The sequence below is a fragment of the Nostoc sp. WHI genome (assembly GCF_015714725.1).
Taxonomy (GTDB): domain Bacteria; phylum Cyanobacteriota; class Cyanobacteriia; order Cyanobacteriales; family Nostocaceae; genus Nostoc.
The window spans coordinates 1-18,702 of sequence record NZ_WBKM01000050.1; the positions used below are offsets into that span (position 1 = coordinate 1).

Genomic DNA, 18,702 nt, shown 5'->3' on the forward strand with positions numbered 1-18,702 from the left:
TAGGAATTGGGGTAGGAATTGGGGTAGGAATTGGGGTAGGAATTGGGGTAGGAATTGGGGTAGGAATTGGGGTAGGAATTGGGGTAGGAATTGGGGTAGGAATTGGGGTAGGAATTGGGGTAGGAATTGGGGTAGGAATTGGGGTAGGAATTGGGGTAGGAATTGGGGTAGGAATTGGGGTAGGAATTGGGGTAGGAATTGGGGTAGGAATTGGGGTAGGAATTGGGGTAGGAATTGGGGTAGGAATTGGGGTAGGAATTGGGGTAGGAATTGGGGTAGGAATTGGGGTAGGAATTGGGGTAGGAATTGGGGTAGGAGCCTGGCTGACGTTGATTCCTATTTGTGTTGGTGCTGAAGAGGATACGCGATCGCTTGCACTGATAGTTAAAGCATTTAATGACCCATTAGTATCTGTGGGAGGTGTGTACACCAAAGTATCGTCGCTAGATAAAGTAACACCAGTGGTTACGGGAACGCCATTGACAGTCAGAGTTCCCGTATTTACCGCATCAAGCCGGATGGTGGTAATGTCATTATTAGCATCCGTGACCAGTGGAGCCAAACTAGAGAACGTCAAGGTAACAGGTTGATTTGTCTGGGTATCGGGTAGCGATGAGTTTGTCGTTAATGTAGGCGGGGTGTTGACGGAAGTAATAGTGATACCCGTTGGAGTGCCGCTAGCATCTCCACCATTAGGTAAAACTGGAAAGCTATTTGAAGCGATGATTGAATTGTCGCCTGTATTAATTGATCCTGCTATGCCATTCACGCTTGCATCACCTACGGTAAATGGCACATTGTTTGGGCCACCATCGTGTCGAATTGTGACAGTACCTCCCGCTAGAACTTGAGCGATCGCACCTCCTTGACTAATAAAAAATCCACCAGTTGCGATCGTTACACCAGTATCATTAATTGTCCCTATTCCTTGAACTAGTCCATTGGTTAGCACTTGCACATTGCTTTGCACATCGCCACCTTGAACAACGTTAGCATTATCAGTAAAGATTGTGGCCTGTGTGTTGATGCTGCTAAAGCGAATTGTACTGCCAAAGGGATTGGTAGTTTGTAAAGTAACGCTACCACCTGTAACACCTTGTGTATCAAATCCCGTGGCAGTGGCTGAGGTATCAATAGCACCATTAACTATGATATTATTTGTGGCAGTTAAGCTGACCGCACCACTTGTAACATTTGCAGTACCATTTCCATCACCTTCAAAGGTGGCGATCGCTGAGGCATCAATCGCGCCATTAACGGTGATATTATCTGTAGCAGTTAAGCTAACTCCGCCAGCCGTACCGATAAAATCGCCACCTCCGGTTTTGAATACAGACGAGTTAATCGCCCCTGTGGTGATACTGCCGCCTGTGGTTGTTGCTACTACATTGCCACCCGTACCTGAGTTGTTAGCATCATTTGAAAAAGAATTAATCGTACCTGTGAGGATATTGCCTGCGGCACTCAAATTTACTGTTCCAGCCGTAGTACCATATCCAAATCCTTGAACATTGCTGGTGTCGAGGTTATTTAGAGTAATTCCACCACCAGTACTTTGGACTGTAATATTACCGGAGGAGTAGCCCTGACCACTGGCGATAATGCTGCCCGCAGTGATGTCGCCACTCGCAGACAAGGTTACGTTGCCGCTATTGCCAGAAAAATTAGTACTTGTATCTAAATTTCCCAGTGATAGGCTAGCTCCTGAAATGCTGATTGCTCCCCCGTTTGTCTCGATTGTGTTGGTGAGATTAGCAAAGATTACAGAACCACTTTGTGAGGTTAAGTTGAAGCTACCGCCATTGCCTAAGTTTAATGTAGCAACACCAAGGGTAGTTACTCCGGGTGTAGCTCCGGTGATGTCATTGATGGTAATATTACCTGTGGCTTGTAAGTTGATATTTGCACCGAATCCCAAAGCAGCGATCGCACCCCAAGAAACGGTATTAGCACCACTATCTGCAAGGTCAAAGGGAATATTGCTAGCCGTGCCATCAAAATCACCTGTCCCTGCTGCGGCATCGATAATGGTCAATGTGGTAGGGTCTAATAATAAAGTTCCAAAGTAGCCATTGGGGGCTGAAGCATCTACATGACCCCTGAAGGTCAAGAAATTTTTGCCTGATACTTCTACAAAACCACCATTCCCAGCATTTGCTCCGCCACGAGCCGAAATGTTCCCAAAGTACTGCGTTGTATTGTCGCCCCAAAGAATTACACGCCCCCCGTTTCCATTCAAATTACTATCGGCATTAATGACGGAATTGGAATTAACATAAGTCTGATCTGCATTCGGTAAAGTTCCCTTACCTTGATAATCACCGCCAATTAGCACCGTACCGCCGCCATTGGTTCCAGAGGCGTTAATATTGGCATCAATCACCCCCACTTGTTTACCCAAAGCAATTACTGTACCGCCCCTTTGACTCGATACATCCACGTTGCCAGAAACAATGGTTGTACCTGGATCTGTGGGAATCGTGACGTTAGAGCCTGCCAGTTGTACGGTTCCATCAGGATTGGCAGTTAATCCAGTGTTACCGACTGTGAGCAATTCTGGTAAAGATGCAATGGGAATTGTCCAGTTATTGGGTTGGTTGCTACTAGATGCGAGGGGCTGAATTTCTAGACTTAAAAGATTTCCTGGCTGACTGAGACGCACCCAGTTTTGCCCTGGTACGGATGCGATCGCAATTTGCCCCCCCGGTGCTGTTAGTTGCCCAGGGTTCACTACAGTACCGCCCAATAGATTCAAATTCTGTCCAGTACCTACTGCCAAATTCCCGGCGTTAACGATCGCTCCTGGTTGGTTGGTATTAAAGGCAAATCCGTTGGGGTTTCCTACTAAGGCTGTGTAGTCATTAATACCGATGGCATTGAACCAACTGCTGCCAAAGCCAATGCCGTTTGCTGTTGTCGCCGTGAAAGCACTAGGGACATTTAAGCTGGCGTTTGCTCCAAAAATAAATCCGGCTGGATTCATCAAAAAGAGGTTAGCACTACCACCTGTAACCTGAATCAAACCATTGATAATAGAAGCATTGCCGCCCGTGATTCTACCAAGGATATTTTGCAGAGCAGGATTGGCTTGAAAGTTGGCGATTTGTTCTGGTGAAATCCCAAACTGTTGAAAACTGTGGAACAGGTTAACACCATCTCCAGAAGTTGTACCGCCAGTGATATCAAGTCGATTGCCGTTGGGTGTAACAATTGTGTTTGTCCCATCAACTGCGGGAAGAATTTGTTGTGCTTGGGCTAATCCAGCACTTATGGCTGTCAGCAGAGGCATCATAATTACCACAGAAGCGGCAATGCTGGGCAGTAGAGATTTTTTACGACGCAATATGAAGCGACCTGCGGGCAATTCTACATCAATTTGCAACTTGTCTGCTAATCCGCGTCGCCTAAGTGCTTGAGCGATCGCTCGCTTAGACCAAAGAATTTGTTCTGTTCTTCTGGTAATCGAGAGGCTTTGAGGATGAATTCGGTAGAGGTAGAGTGGCTCTTGAACCCGGCGCACCTGAGCTACTTCTGAAAGTCGCAGGCATAGGTCATAATCATAAGCACAGCGAGAGAAAGACTCGTTAACACCTCCCGCTCGGTCGTAAATTGAACGGCGCATTAGGCGGAAGTGGAAAGTCATGAAGTTTACCAACAGACCTTCTTGGGAGTAGGGAATGTCACAGCGATGACCGTAGCTGATGACTTTGCCCTCTTCATTAATATTTAAGTAGTCAGTGTAAACAAATCCCGTTTCGGGATGGCTGTTGAGTACGGTGGCAGTTTTTGTAAGGGCGGTGGGGTCTAAGATATCATCACTGTCTACCAACCCGATGTAAGTGCCGCTAGTTTGGTTGATTGCTGCTTTACAAGCCGCAGCCGTTCCCTGATGGTGTGCTTTTATCACCCGCACTCGTCCATCTTGTTGAGCATAAGCGTCAGCGATCGCCACTGAGCCATCTGTAGAGCCATCATCCCAAACCAGCAGTTCAAAGTCTTGCCATGTCTGCGCTAACACACTGGCGATCGCTTCTCCAATGTAAAACTCCCGGTTGTAATTGACGATGACAATGGAGATCAGTGGTAACATCGAAGTATTCCCAAGTTTTCTACCTATTACCACAATATAATGCTAAGGGCTTTCACTTAGAGAATAATTACTGTTTATTATTTTTTAGTTACAAATCTTCTGAAATTGGAATGTCAAAAATATGATATTGAAATATTTATACAGCCATAGCATACTCAAAAATTAAAATCAGCCCAATCGTAAGATTAGGCACCCCATTGAGGATAAATGAGAAAAGAAACAGGAACTGGTGTTAAGCCGAAAGCAAAGACTCAGCAAGGAATTGTCTATTTCTCTCATCAGTTAGATGCCTTACTGAGTCTGGTAACTATTAAATGGAGTAAGCACAGTTTCAGTTTGCAGTGCGGTTTGTTAATTCTGCCTGCGATCTGGATTGTAACAGCAAATGAACTGAGAGCTACAGCCAATATTTTTACTTCTGACTCGGCTCAAAATAGCAGTTCCCCAGAGTTACAAATAGTACAGACACCGCAGCCCTCCCCAACTGACCTTAATCAACCTGAACCGAACCCCCAATCGTCGCCGCCACAACCAGAAACACCACAACGCATTCGGGTTCGCAAAATTCAGGTCGTAGATAGCACAGTCTTTAGTGAAAATGACTTTAATCCAGTTGTAAAACCCTATGAAGAACGGGACTTGACTTTAGAAGAAATCAGACAAGCCGCAGATGCTATTACCCAACTTTACTTAAATAAAGGTTATATAAATTCCAGAGCGATTCCAGAGGCTCAACAACCTGGTAGCACAGATGGTGTTGTGGTAATTCGTGTTATCGAAGGGCGTTTAGCAGAGATTGAAATCCAAGGAACACGAAAATTAAACCCATCTTATATTCGTAGTCGCATCCAGCTAGGTGCTAGTGTCCCTCTCAATACTGCTAAACTCGAAGATCAACTGAGGTTACTGCGACTCGATCCCCTATTTAAAAATGTAGAAGCACGTCTGCGTCCAACGGGTAAGGTTGGTCAAAGTATTCTAATTGTGAGAGTTGAAGAGGCAAATTCTTTAACTGGTAGCTTGGGTGTAGATAATTATTCGCCTCCCAGTATTGGTGCGGAAAGATTGGGTGTTGAACTGCGCGATCGCAATTTAACTGGTATGGGAGATGAGTTAGCAGGTTCCTATTACCATTCGTTTTCTGGTGGTTCCGATGCCTTTGATTTTAGCTATCAGGTTCCCGTTAATGCCATGAACGGCAAGGTACAGATTAGAGCGGCATTTTATAACAACGAAATTACTGAGCCACCCTTTGATGTATCTGGCATTCGGGCAAATCAGGATCTTTATGAAATCAATTATCGGCAACCGTTGATGCGATCGCCAAGAGAAGAATTTGCCCTATCCTTGGGATTTACCTACCAAGATGGTCAAACTTTTCTCTTTGATAACCTTGCAACGCCCTTTGGCATTGGGCCTGATGCCAATGGCGTTAGTCGCACCAGTGTAATTAAATTTGGTCAAGATTATCTTAAGCGCGATCCTCGTGGAGCCTGGTTTTTGCGATCGCAATTTAGTTTTGGCATTGACATCTTGGATGCAACTATCAACAATGACCCCACACCTGATGGTCGCTTTTTCAGTTGGCTAGGTCAAGTACAGCGCGTACAGCAACTCAATAACGATAACTTGTTGCTCATCCAAGCAGACTTACAACTAACACCAGATAGTCTCTTACCTTCACAGCAATTCGTCATTGGCGGCGGACAATCTGTACGGGGATATCGCCAAAATATCCGCTCTGGGGATAATGGATTTCGGGTGGCCATTGAAGATCGGATCACAGTTCAACGCGATGAAGCTGGATTATCCACGATTCAACTCGCGCCATTTGTAGACATGGGAGCAGTTTGGAATAAGTCTGATAATCCTAATAACTTACCAAATCAAACTTTTCTGGTGGGCGCAGGCTTAGGATTATTATGGAATCAGGCTTTGGGAATTGATAAGCTGAATTTGCGGCTCGATTATGGAATTCCATTTATCGATCTAAGCGATCGCGGTAATAACGCTCAGGATGATGGCTTTTATTTCAGCCTCCGTTATCAACCTTAGTACCCCAACTATTTCATGGTTGCTGGCATCCCGTATAAGGATGAATTTATAATCTACCTTGAAAGATATTTTTAAAATTAACGATAGCAAATATTCTGGTAATAGAAAGCCAGTTGCTAGCGATCGCTTTTTCTGAAAGGTTATTAAGATAAATATAGGCATTATTTTATACCCATTCAGTTGATAGTTCTTGCATGATTTTGATAATCATGCAAGAACAACCTTGTCAGGACTTACGCAAACAATAGCCGAAACCTTGATTTTCAGGTAGGGGCAATTCATGAATTGCCCCTACAGCGTGTAGTTTTGCGTAAGTTCTAGTTGTAATCAAATAAGCTTAATAAAGTGAGGTTTTTATGATGAATAATCTGGTTCCTGAACGCAAAACATCCGAAGAAGAACGTTTTGAAAATGACTATTATTCTTACTTTGAATCGCCTGAAAATGTCACCCGATATACACCAACATCTAGTTTTCTGGATAATGTTTTTAAGGAAAAGTCATTTTCTTTATTGGATTTAGGATGCGGTAACGCGGCTTTAAACAAATATCTACCTGCTCGATGTGACTACCTTGGAGTCGATCACAGTGAATTGGCCATTGAACAATGTTTAAAACTCTATCCAAATAGAAAGTTTGTTGCCCAAGATTTATCATTTTTCTTGTCAGAACTTGCTAGAGAAAATAAAAAATTTGATGCCGTCGTGCTAGCTGGTTTGTTATTTCACAGCGTTAACAAGGAAACTCAAGAACAAAAAGACGATCAAGAAATTATTCAATTTTGCGTGGATAAAATACTTAGCGAAAAAGGATATATCGTGATCATTGTACCTTTTTGCTATGGCAACCATCCAGATCATAGTCTATTTGTTCGAGCTGAGTGGCTGCAAAAGTCAGTAGAAAAAATGCTAGAAATTGCCAAAGCAAAAATTGTTCATGAAAATATATCCTTACAGGTGGACTTAGAGAAGAGAGTTGGACAACAGAAGGTAATTCCTGATTGGTTTGTTGCTGATAGCAATGCTGATTATCCTAGTATATTTGTTGGAACATATATGGCAAGTTTGACATTTATAGCCTCTCCTCAAGGGACTTGAATGTAGTACTAGTAACGACGAGATTTTTACATTAGTATAAGTAACTAAAAACAGGATTTGGGTTGTTTAATATCGGATTTTTAAAAGGAGACAATCATGCAAGTTTTAGTTATTGCCCGTGTCAAATCAGGAATTCCCATAGAACAGATTTTGCCCTTTGTTAATCCAGAAGCTGCTCAAGCTTGGGAGTTTTACGCTTCAGAGCAAATTCGTCAGATGTATTACATTGCCGACAAGAGTGGTGCAGTAATGCTCTGGGAAGGCGAAAGTGTTGAATCCGTCACCCAGCAAGTACAAAAGCTACCAATGGTAAAAGAAGGCATTCTTGCCTGTGAAATCCTGCCGCTCAAACCTTATACAGGTTATGCCTCACTATTTACACAGCAATAGGAGATATCTAATGAGTAACTCTAATACAATACGAGCAATCGTAGTTGATCCTTCAGTCCCCGAACGGTTGGTGATCCGAAAATTTGAGCGCCCTTCGTCCTTGCCAAATGAGGCGATCGTCCAAGTTGCTTCAGTCTCGCTCAATCGTGGTGAAGTGCGACGCTCTCAGAGCGCAGAAGCAGGATGGCGGCCAGGTTGGGATTTCGCTGGAACTATTCAGACTGCTGCTAGAGATGGTTCTGGGTTTCCAGTAGGAACCCGTGTTGTCGGATTTTTGCGACAGGGTGCTTGGGCGGAACAGGTAGCAGTGCCAACTCATGCGATCGCATCTCTCCCCGATGCCGTTGACTTCAAATCTGCGGCAACTTTACCTGTTGCTGGATTAACAGCGTTACTGTCTCTAGAGCGGGGTGGAATATTGTTGGATCGGGCAGTGCTGATTACAGGTGCGTCAGGAGGAGTCGGGTATTTTGCCTGTCAATTAGCGGCTCAAGCTGGGGCGATCGTTACTGCTCAAGTACGTCGCCCTGAATTAGTCGAATTTGTCAAAACTGCGAAAGCGCATCAGGTTATTGTTGGCGAGCAATTTGACCGATATGCGCCTTACGATCTCGTGCTTGACTCCGTAGGTGGGAAGGTTTTGCCTTCAGTCTTGGAGCAGTTAGCATCTGATGGAATCTGTATCATATTCGGGGCAACTGCTGGAGCAGATATTACCTTCAATGCTTCCCAATTCTATGGTAAAGGCGGATTGAATCTGTATGGATTTATTCTGTTTCACGAACTAAAAAAACAACCTGCTTCTGTTGGATTAGCGCGGTTAGTCAAGTTAGTTGCCAATGGTTCTTTAGTTCCCCACATCGATTTAGAAGCTTCTTGGACGGAAATAGCAGATGTAGCAAGGCAATTATTGGATAGACGCTTTGCTGGCAAAAGTGTCTTACACCTCTCAAATTAAATTGTTCCCTTAAGCCTTATACAGGTTATGCCTCACTATTTGCACAGCAATAGGAGTAAGTAATGAAAGGGTATCAGATTCAAACAGCTACGGGAATTGACGGCCTCAAATTGGTGGATTTACCCGAACCAAAACCAGGAGCAGGACAAATTTTAGTCCGGGTATGAGCCACTTCCTTAATAACTCTGGAAGACTTAAACTTGTTCCAGGAACATTTACACATTTGTCAAATAAAACTAATGTCTGAACAACAACCCGTAAATCCTTGGAACTACAAACCTTGGTGGTGTCAGCCCTGGTCTATAATTCTCACAGGTGTGACGCTGATTGGTGGTAGCTGGTTACTATTTAAAACTATCTGGTTAACAGTTCTCGTCTTCATCCCTGTAGCGACATGGATGGGATTTTTTGTATTACTTTGGCCGCAACTAATTACTCGCAGTGGTATTTTGGAATCAGATAAAGAGTAATTCGTAATTATGAATTTCTCCTGCTTTTACTGTTATATTGATGGGTAATCTTTCAGATTTAATGATTGATGCGGCTGATATAAGAATTTCCAGTCTATCTATCATACGAATTTGAAAAATGATTGCGACAGATGGACAGAGAAAACCCAGATACACCAAGCGGTTTCCAATCTAAAATCCAAAATCCAAAATGGTATCAGGTAGTGGGTGCGTCTCCTTCAGGCAAGATTTCATCTATGCTGAATACCCACGGTATACCTTTATTAGCTGGAGGGCTAACAGTAATCCTACCTCTGTTAGTAAATCTTTTCAATATGTCAGCGAATTGGGGAACAGTTTTCATAATGTTCTGATAACTTTCTATATCAGGACAAATCATGATTAACATCAGAACTCCACTATTAATTCTGAAATACCAATGACAACTCGATAACAAAATTCGTGTTATTTTGTCGCACGCTAAAAAAAACCTTTGCTTTGTTGCTTCTTCGAGTTGTCTAAATAGTATTTCACTCAATTGAATTGTCAGATGCGAAGGTAAATCATCTGGAGATAAGTACGGCTGATTCATAAGATTTGTCGTTTGGGTAAAATTTACCTATCGGTTAGAATTGGTTGGTAAGTTTTCCACGGCTTATATTACTCGCCTATCAAGGATCAAAGCTGAAATTGATTACTAAAACTGTATTAACTGCTGCTTTTTACCAACTATTTTGGTAAAAAGCAGCAGAACTGAAGAAAAAGAGTTTCCCGGCTTATTCAGTAAGGGCGTTCTCATTCCCGACTACAGTCGGAAGCTGACCCCCAGACTTTGTATGCGTTTACATTAGTGGCATCAAAAATATCAAGTTTTGACGAAGAACTCTTACAATTTAATAAGTTTTGATAATTTTTGGTTAATAGTGATAATTTTAACCGGGCTTTGGGCAAAAGAGATTGTAAATATCGACGTATTCAGGGAATTTGCACGGTGAAAGTTAGGGTGAAATGAACAACAGAGCAAACCAAAGGCATGAAAAACATAATGCAACACAATATTTCTATATATTCAATCGAATGTTGATTTTCATTGCAGAGATGTTGATATCGCGCAGCTTTGATGACGGACACACAATCCTGCGGTTGTTGCAAAATTTCCAACCTACCAGACTTTTTTTGCCAAGGTTCAGACACTCATCTGTAAAAAACCAAGCTGCTCCTCTACCTGAAAATGAAGCAGAAAGGCTCAAAGCATTAGCGGACTACAATATTCTGGATACCCTATCTGAACAAGCATTTGATGACCTGACTGCTCTTGCTGCTCACATTTGTAAGACTCCAATTGCTTTAATTAGCCTAATCGATGCCGATCGCCAATGGTTTAAATCTAAGGTTGGACTAAAAGCTAGCGAAACACCCAGAGATTGGGCTTTTTGCGCTCATGCCATTCTTCAAACAGAAGATATATTGGTAGTTACCAACGCCATCAAAGACAATCGCTTTAATAAAAATCCCCTAGTAGAAAGTAACCCCAAAATTCGTTTTTATGCTGGCGTTCCACTAGTTACACCCAATGGTTTTCCAATAGGAACGTTGTGTGTCATCGATACCATTCCTCGTCACCTAAGTTACCAGCAATTAAATGCACTGCGCCGCCTAAGTCGTCAGGCGATCGCTCAGATGGAACTCATTCAGGAAGTTCGCCACCGAAAACAATCAGAGATGGAAGGAAGGCAGTTATCGCTGACTGATGAACTAACAGGTTTGCATAATCGGCGTGGTTTCTTCTTACTGGCTGAACAACAGTTGAAAATTGCTCACCGCATGAAAGCTTTCTGCTGGGTTATATTCATTGATTTAGATGGTCTAAAACAGATTAACGACACCCTTGGTCACGACATGGGAGATGCTTTGATTGTTGATGCGGCTCAATTACTCAAGCAAAGTTTTCGTAGCTCGGATATTGTTGCTCGCCTGGGTGGAGATGAGTTCATTGTTTTTATCTCCAGCTACTTCAAAGATGCTGACAGCATAGAAGCGCGTCTGCAAGTAAATATCAACAACTTCAATCAACAACCCAAGCGTATCTGTCAACTTTCGATGAGTATGGGGATAGAGCGTTACTCACCAGAAAGCAATATGTCACTAGAACAACTAATTGCCAGGTCTGACGAGTTAATGTATGCTCATAAGCGTCTCAAGCGGCAATCTATCGGCTAAACCAAAACCGAATTTAGAGAACTAACAAGAATTTGACACTCTCAGGTCTAAAGACACCCTTGCTTTACGCTTACCGGAAAACTTGTAAAATGTTAGTCTATCAGTTACCTGTCTTTGTAAAAATCAGGGTGTCTAGTGTCAGAAGAATTCAGTTGCCAAATCTCACCGCCATTTTTGTCTGAGGGTAGCGATCGCGATCTCGGTTTAGATTCAACCCTCCAAGAACTACCAATGTACAACTTCCCGGTGGAAATTAACTGCACTGGTAGAGAAGTAGCTAATTTTTTGGAAAAATATCCCCTGCTACCAGGAGTAATTTTGGTAGAACAGGAAAAATTTATTGGGATGATTTCACGGCGGCGACTGCTAGAATTTTTGATTCGCCCCTATGGACAAGAGTTATTTTTTCAGCAACCATTGGAGGTTCTTTACAGCTATGCACGCATACCGATGTTGCTGCTTGCTGATACAACATCGATTTTAATTGCGATGCAACTTAGCTTAAAGCGATCGCCAGAATTATTAGCAGAACCAATCGTAGTACAAACGGCATCTGGTGCTTATAGATTGTTAGATGTTCAAGAGTTGAATATTATTTCTTGGCAAATTCGGGGAATCGATAATCTGGTGCGCTATGAACGCAGCCAAGCCCAAATGATTCAAAATGATAAAATGGCAAATCTAGGGCGTTTGGTAGACGGGGTAGCGCACGAAATTTTAGACCCAGTGGGTTTTATTTGGGGTAATATAATTTATGTTTCAAACTACAGCCAAGATTTACTCAAGCTGATAGCGGCTTATGAAAAAGAGTTACCAGCAGCTTCTCAGGCAATTAATCAGATTAAAGAAGAGATTGAATTTGATTTTTTAGAGCAAGATTTGTCGCGATCGCTTGCTAGTATCCGCACCGGAGCCGAAAGATTAAAAAAACTCGTCACTAGTTTACAAAACTTCTGTCATATCGATGCAATTTATCCTAAACCAGTAGATTTACATGCTTGTATAGATAGCATTATTCTATTAATTAATAGCCGTCTTCAAGGAGAGATTGAAATCGTCAAATACTATGGACAATTACCCCCAGTATATTGCTTTATGGGGCAATTAAATCAGGTTTTGATGAATATTTTAAGCGAATCTGTGGATACTTTACTCAATGAAGCAGTGCGACAGCAGTTGTATCTAGAAGATACAAATACTGTTCAAAAACCCCGAATTGAGATTACTACAGAAGTAATTTCACAAGAAGCAAACAACCCAGATGCACCAGATTCTCGCTGGGTTTTAATTCGCATTGCCGACAATAGCCCTGGAATGTCTGAGGAGTTGCAACAGCAAATTATGGAGTCTTTTTCTCTGCAAACAAAGACTGGTAAAGAAACTAGTTTGGCTGTAAGTTATCGAATTATCACAGCCAGGCATGGTGGTAAATTAAATTTACGTTCCCAACTAGGTTTAGGCACTGAATTTGAAATCTTGTTACCTTTGGTTTGATTAAACTCTACCTCCCAGCTTGTCTAATTGTAGTTTGGCGACATCCAACATTGAGTGTTATGCCACTACTGCAACCGCAAAGCGTAATGGTAAAACTCTTGATTCTTAATGTAATCTCGCGCTTCATAGAGTCTTTGCGCGGTTATGTTAGAAATTTGAGTAGCTAAAATTACTCGGACGGCTCCACTCTCTTTTGCGTATTCTTCCGCAACACTCATCAATAACTTTGCAATTCCCCTCCGGCGATACGACTCTTCCACATACAAATCGTTCAATATCCATACTCGTTTCATCGACACTGAAGAAAAGCTGGGATAAAGCTGAGTAAATCCAACTAATTCTCCATTGTCATTAGCTGCAAACACTACCGAGTCATTATTCTTGAAACGTTCTTTGAGAAACTCTTTGGCAGCTTCAAGGTTTGATGCCTGATTGTAAAAAGTACGATACCGATCAAACAGTACTGAAACACTTTCAAGATGATTAATATTAGCTAAAAAAACTTCCATCGCTTCTGGATAACTTACCAATTCAGTCCGAAATTTGGCAATTTATTCTGGAGTAACTATTGTTGGGTTAGCAGTCATAGAGTTTGTATTTTGCAGCAAGCTTTCGCCACGTTGGTAAATTTCCCGCGCGTAATCAGTCCAAGCGCCTTGTCCCCAATAGCGAAAACAACTGGTTTGCAACAAAAGGTTATGCAATAAAAGATTACGGTACTCAGATGAGTCGGTGGAAAGTAAATTATCAACTTTTTTATGAAATAAACTGCTTAGTTGATACATTGGAGAAATCACGTTTTCATATCCTTTTACCCAACTGATATGATTTGTCCACGAAGCTCCATCCATGTGAAAATTAGAATTAATTTGCTTTAATTCTTGAATGGCATTCTCTACAGCTTCAGGTTGGCAATTGTCTGCTGAAACTCGCGCCCAAATCTGATGTTGTCCCACTGGCTGGCAAGTTGGATAGTCTTCAGGTTTGCATCCAGCAGCTTCGATTAATTCTAAATATTCTGTACCACATATCCCAACAACACCTGATTTTCCTCCCCCATTATTGACCATATCCCACCAAGCTTGTTTGAAAGCGCTAGGAAATTCATTCATCATCACGCCGCCATTTTCACCATCTCCAATTTGGCTAACTATTGGTGGTACAAAAACACTCCCAATTTGTTGTTTGGATAATGTTTTAGCTTCATAGTAAGGCTGCATTTGGGCAACTAATTTAGTATCCGAACCTTGGGTTTTAATTAAGGCTGTAATGCTAATTGTTTCACCTTGGGAATTGCGAGCAATCAAACGATGTGGTAAATGTTTGTAGCTGAGAGATTTACCGCTAATTGTTTCTACAGAATGTTCTTGAACGAGTAGCCAGCGATATCCACATTCTTTCAGCGCTTTCACAAATTCAAACAAAGCATCAGGGTGATTTGGTAGGTGCATTTCTGGGGGCGAAAATCCTTTGACTCGCGCTAATGCTTCCCAACCAAAAATTGCGGCAAAGTGATGTTGCCATGCGACAATATGCAATTTAATATCTGGTATGGGGGTGGAAGGAATAACTGCATGGCTCCACATTGTACCCAGCCACTCGACATAAGGTTGATAGGTGCGATCGCAAGTGATGCGTTTTAGGTTATCGATAATATCATTGCGTCCCATTTGCCGCAGTCCCCACAAAAGATTACCTGAGTAATCCAACATCACACGCGGATTGCAACCTTGATTTACGAGTTCGGGGATCAAGTCTCCCATGCGGCTGTAACAATATGCAAAAGGATTTGCATTGTGGTTATCCCCAACATTTGGATGTTCAAACATATATTGCAGATTGCTGATCAGTGTACCATCATGTCCAGCAGGTATAGTTGGCTGGTGCATGTGTAAGGCGATCGCAAACACAGCATTTACGTTTTCTAAGCGGATATTCGTTGTTGGTAAAAATACTGCTTTATCATGGTTAACTACAGAGATAACCTCTGTTTCCCAACCAGAAATATTCGGCAAGCCATCAATGATTTCGGGCAAAGTGGGGAGAGTAGTAGACAGTGAAAGCATTTCTGGTTGCTCCGAAACAAGGTATGTCTCATTATGCGATCGCACAGCAATTTTGGATCTGCAACTTTATTTATTGATGCAAACTGCGTAGGCGTAGCCCGCCGCAGGCATCGCTTTGTAGTCACCTAAAATCTATGTAAGTTAGCAGTTCCCAAATCGCAAACCTCAGATTCCCGACTTCTTAGAGAAGTCGGGAATCTATTTGTTCACGAATGATTTAGGATTGCTAAGATGTTAACGCTGAGATAATAATTAAAGCGACTTGGCCTCACATTGATTTTTTCTGAAAAATAACAAATCGCCAGCACGCTGAATCTTAGCCAAAAAACTGAGTTTTTCTTCAGGCTGTTGTCTTCTTCGCGCTGGGGGAGCTGCTATTCGTAACATTAACTCTAGCAACCAAGGGGCGAGGCGTTGACACAACACAGCTAAATGACTTTGCCATCCGACTAAAATTTCTGGTGAGTCATTTTGCATTCCGGTGACGAGTGCTTTAGCCACTTGCTGGGGAGTCATCGGGATCACCCAGCGAAATAATTTGAAGTCGCGCACCATGTCTGTGTCGGTGAGGGAAGGCAATAATGCAATCACTCGGATATTGTATTCAGCTAGTTCCCGGCGCAAAGCTTGGGTAAATCCCAAAATTGCAAACTTGGTAGCTGAGTAAGTCGCCATCGTCGGTGCAGCCACTTTCCCCATCAGACTTGATACATTTACAATTGTCCCTTGTCTTTGGCTGGCCATGCGTCGAGCGATCAAACTGGTGAGGTTGTACATCCCTAACAAGTTTACAGAGAGTTCTTCTTGAACTTGGGGCATTTTAGATTGCAGAAACGAGCTTTGGTATGCGACTCCCGCACAATTAACCAACAGGTGAATCTGTCCGTAATTGCGCCACAGTTGGGCAACAGCGATGTTCACTTCAATTGTCTGCGTCAAATCTAATGGCACGATCGCAGTTTTTGTGCCCATCGCCTCGATTTCATTGGCTACCTCGACTAACTTTTTGCGATCGCGTGCTACCAATATCAGTCGCTTTATGCCTAGTTGTGCTAGTTCGAGGGCGATCGCTCGTCCAATACCACGGGAAGCCCCTGTAATTAGGGCTACTTTACCTTGAATCTCCATTGGTTTTATCCTCCAAAATTTAAGTCTTACCAAACTCTTCGTTATTGCCGACAAACACAAATCTTCAGTTACTTCCTTGCCGACACAAGGTAAGACAAATAATCAATCGCAATTGAAATCAAACTGAAACTGAGGCTTTAGCAACGAGATATTTCTTGGTTAATCTGCAATCCCTCATAATTGTCTATACGAGGCAGAAATTTCTCGTTTTTAACCTGTCAAAGCCCAATACATCGAACCGAATGCGTATAGCTCATAGATTTTATTTCTCCTATATCCGAGCTTCATCAGCATCGTTGTTATACACACGTTAGCAATTAAATCAAGGTATTGCAATATTCTTTAATAAGGATTTCTTAATACTTCTTAACGACAAGCATATATATACAAAAGATTTTATTAAATAAGTTTTCATGAATACCTCAGTACAAATATTTGACTTTCTTGACAATTAGCTCCAATTTGATGAAATTATTATATCTAAGTGATAACTTAGATATAAAAAAGACATATAGAGTTTGAACTTATGGTTGTAATAGTTGGCTTTTCTGATTCACTTGGAGATTAATATCAGTATATTTACTGTTGCGTTGAAAATAAATGTTTCTGATTTTTATTTTTTAAATAAGATAAGAAAGCTAAATTATTGTCTTGAATATAAATTACAATGGCATATTTATCTGCCAAAAGTTTAGTACAAATTGTAATCTGTTTGGGTTTAGCTTTGAGTTAATCAAAGGAATGCTTGAGACTTGCCTAATCTATAACGAACTTAAATCATTCGTGAACAACAAAATACCCAACTTCTTTAGGAAGTCAGGTATCTGAGCCGTAAGTCAATATAATTTATAGTTTAATATTCTACCTGAACTACACTCCGTGCATTTACGCAATTCGTAATTGTTACACTTACTTGATATTACTAAGGAGGGGTAGCGGTAGGTTGAGGATTTGGTGGTTTTGTTGACTGAGGATTTGACCCATTCCAAACTTGATTTAACTGAACTGCCGACAACGACTGTAAGATACTAAGATTAAGTGGCTCTTTACTGATGAATGTCCCATAGGATGGCTGTAAATAAGAGCGATATTCAGGACGGTTGAGGAGATGGGTTTCCAAAAAAGCTACACTCAGAGCTTTGAGATAGGAATAAACAGCAGCGCGATCGGGGCCTAGCAAAGCAGATGGCACAGGTAACACACTATTCTCAGGAGTAGATTCCGCGATCGCCGAAAAGTGGGTGGCGTTTTCGATTAAGGCTAGGTACTTATTGGAGCCAGAAAGCCAGGTAAAGGGGCGAATTTGCTCAAATACGGGTGGGGCGAAAATATCTTGACTACCCGCCACCAACATTACGGGAACTTTTATTTGACTAACTCCCCCCTGACCCAAAATTGAGCTGTCAACGGGATTAATCGCAATGATCGCCTTGATGCGATCGTCTTGGAGTTGGTAATTCCTTAGGGGTAACTCAGTTGCTTGACACTGCAAAAAGAGCGACAAATTAAAAAAGGAATTATTGGGATTACAGTCTTGGCGCAGTTGCTCAAAGTTAATTTTTGCTCCTGCTAGAGTCAAAACAGTGTAACCGCCAAAGGACTGACCGATCGCCCCAACTTGCTGAAAATTAAGTTTTCCTTGGAGGGTGGGATCAGATTTTTCTAAACGTTCGAGTTCGTTGAGTAAATATTTGATGTCCAAAGGTCGGTTGATAAATTCCGCTGCATCTGGCGGCCCTGCCAAACCTGCAAAGTATAGCTGGATGCGTTCGGCATTACTACCAGGGTGTTCCAGAACAGCAACGGCAAAACCATAGGATGCTAGATGTTCAGCCAGGTAGACGAAAGTAGAGCGATCTGAGGCCAGTCCATGAGAAATTACAATCAGGGGAAAAGGCGGAGTTTTGAGTTCTGAGTTTTGAGTTGTAGGCAGATAGATATCTATCGGTAAACGGCGATCGCGACGAATGTCATTTAACTCTAGGCTGGTTTTCTGCCAACGGAATTTTCCAGGCGATCGCAAATCTGGCTGTTGTGAGAAGTCAATTGTTGAATTGGCTGCTTGAGCGATCGCTTCCTTTTGAATAAAAGCAACAACTTCATCCTTTTTTTCAAGCAATTGCGACAACTCTTCGACTATCCTTAACCCCTCTGTGAAATCCACCCGAATAGTATTGCTAGGAAATTTACGCAGCAAATTCACAACCGTTAAGCCCTCTTGATCAGCAGCAGCCAAAATCAAAGAGGCACGTATGGCATAAAAGCCGTTATTTCGAGACTCAGTGAGAAGTAATTTTCCCAGCTGTTGCACTACCCGCTCGCCTATAGGTGAGTAAGTAATCTGAGATACCAAAGTAGGTGTGAGATTGAAACGCTGCTGGAGCAGATCCCGCAGTTGAGCGAGTTGTTGGGGAGTAGCACGGCTGGCATAAAAAGAAAAGTCTTCGTCAATTTTGCCTTCTTTAGCAAAAGTTTCCAGCGAGTCCACTGGCAAATAAAATTCGCCGAAGGGAGGATAAAAAAAGCTAATGCGCTCAGCTCCCAATCCGGGAGTAGCAGTTAAAAAAGTAGATAGCAAACCTAAACCCAGGTATCTCAAAAATTTTATCATCAGAAAAACCCACTGTTTAACCCTGCTAAATAAGTTTGGACGACGAGGAAAGCGGGGCGGGATCTATAACCGCTTTCCTATTTAATTGGTTTAGATATATCAAACAGGCTATAAGCGTAAGAAAGCAAGTACTTACAGCCATAG

The 18,702-nt window shown here is 42.2% G+C and carries 13 protein-coding genes; 7 read left to right on the forward strand and 6 right to left on the reverse strand.

What is annotated here, in order from left to right; all coding sequences use genetic code 11:
- On the reverse strand, positions 1-4,090 hold a 4,090-nt coding region (locus tag F8S12_RS04960; protein ID WP_230967800.1), incomplete at its 3' end, for a two-partner secretion domain-containing protein.
- 207 nt (positions 4,091-4,297) lie between these two features.
- On the opposite strand from F8S12_RS04960, the gene F8S12_RS04965 reads away from it, so the two are divergent.
- The 5 genes from F8S12_RS04965 (at position 4,298) to F8S12_RS04985 (ending at position 9,060) form a co-directional block, all read left to right on the forward strand.
- On the forward strand, positions 4,298-6,145 hold the full coding sequence (locus F8S12_RS04965; RefSeq protein ID WP_196515219.1) for a ShlB/FhaC/HecB family hemolysin secretion/activation protein: 1,848 nt from the start codon (positions 4,298-4,300) through the stop codon (positions 6,143-6,145).
- Positions 6,146-6,501: 356 nt separating this feature from the next.
- Entirely contained in the window at positions 6,502-7,242 is a 741-nt protein-coding gene (locus F8S12_RS04970; RefSeq protein WP_196515221.1) for a methyltransferase domain-containing protein, read from the forward strand.
- A 96-nt stretch (positions 7,243-7,338) separates the two neighbouring features.
- Positions 7,339-7,632 carry a hypothetical protein gene (locus F8S12_RS04975; protein WP_196515223.1) on the forward strand — a complete coding sequence of 98 codons (294 nt, stop codon included), beginning with the start codon at positions 7,339-7,341 and terminating at the stop codon, positions 7,630-7,632.
- 10 nt (positions 7,633-7,642) lie between these two features.
- On the forward strand, positions 7,643-8,590 hold the full coding sequence (locus tag F8S12_RS04980; RefSeq protein ID WP_196515225.1) for a zinc-binding dehydrogenase: 948 nt from the start codon (positions 7,643-7,645) through the stop codon (positions 8,588-8,590).
- A gap of 239 nt (positions 8,591-8,829) precedes the next feature.
- A complete protein-coding gene (locus F8S12_RS04985) occupies positions 8,830-9,060 on the forward strand; it encodes a DUF6737 family protein (protein WP_196515227.1) in 231 nt (76 codons plus the stop codon).
- A 196-nt stretch (positions 9,061-9,256) separates the two neighbouring features.
- Here the strand turns inward: F8S12_RS04985 and F8S12_RS04990 are convergent, their stop codons facing one another.
- Positions 9,257-9,631, reverse strand: coding sequence for a hypothetical protein (locus F8S12_RS04990; RefSeq protein ID WP_196515229.1), 375 nt, complete (start codon positions 9,629-9,631; stop codon positions 9,257-9,259).
- A gap of 416 nt (positions 9,632-10,047) precedes the next feature.
- On the opposite strand from F8S12_RS04990, the gene F8S12_RS41940 reads away from it, so the two are divergent.
- Both F8S12_RS41940 and F8S12_RS05000 read left to right on the forward strand, forming a co-directional pair.
- Complete coding sequence (locus F8S12_RS41940; RefSeq protein WP_196515231.1) at positions 10,048-11,259, forward strand: sensor domain-containing diguanylate cyclase; 1,212 nt, start codon at positions 10,048-10,050, stop codon at positions 11,257-11,259.
- Positions 11,260-11,394: 135 nt separating this feature from the next.
- Positions 11,395-12,753 (forward strand): sensor histidine kinase, encoded by a 1,359-nt coding sequence (locus F8S12_RS05000; protein WP_196515233.1) that lies wholly within the window; start codon positions 11,395-11,397, stop codon positions 12,751-12,753.
- A 65-nt stretch (positions 12,754-12,818) separates the two neighbouring features.
- Here the strand turns inward: F8S12_RS05000 and F8S12_RS05005 are convergent, their stop codons facing one another.
- The 4 genes from F8S12_RS05005 to F8S12_RS05020 form a co-directional block, all read right to left on the reverse strand.
- Positions 12,819-13,262, reverse strand: a complete 444-nt coding sequence (locus F8S12_RS05005; protein WP_196515235.1) for a GNAT family N-acetyltransferase — start codon at positions 13,260-13,262, stop codon at positions 12,819-12,821.
- 42 nt (positions 13,263-13,304) lie between these two features.
- Positions 13,305-14,819, reverse strand: coding sequence for a glycosyl hydrolase family 57 (locus F8S12_RS05010; protein ID WP_196515237.1), 1,515 nt, complete (start codon positions 14,817-14,819; stop codon positions 13,305-13,307).
- A gap of 252 nt (positions 14,820-15,071) precedes the next feature.
- Positions 15,072-15,947: an SDR family NAD(P)-dependent oxidoreductase gene (locus tag F8S12_RS05015; protein ID WP_196515239.1), complete on the reverse strand. Its 876-nt coding sequence runs from the start codon at positions 15,945-15,947 to the stop codon at positions 15,072-15,074.
- Between the two features lie 922 nt (positions 15,948-16,869).
- Positions 16,870-18,558: an alpha/beta hydrolase gene (locus tag F8S12_RS05020; protein ID WP_196515240.1), complete on the reverse strand. Its 1,689-nt coding sequence runs from the start codon at positions 18,556-18,558 to the stop codon at positions 16,870-16,872.
- Positions 18,559-18,702: the final 144 nt, after the last annotated feature.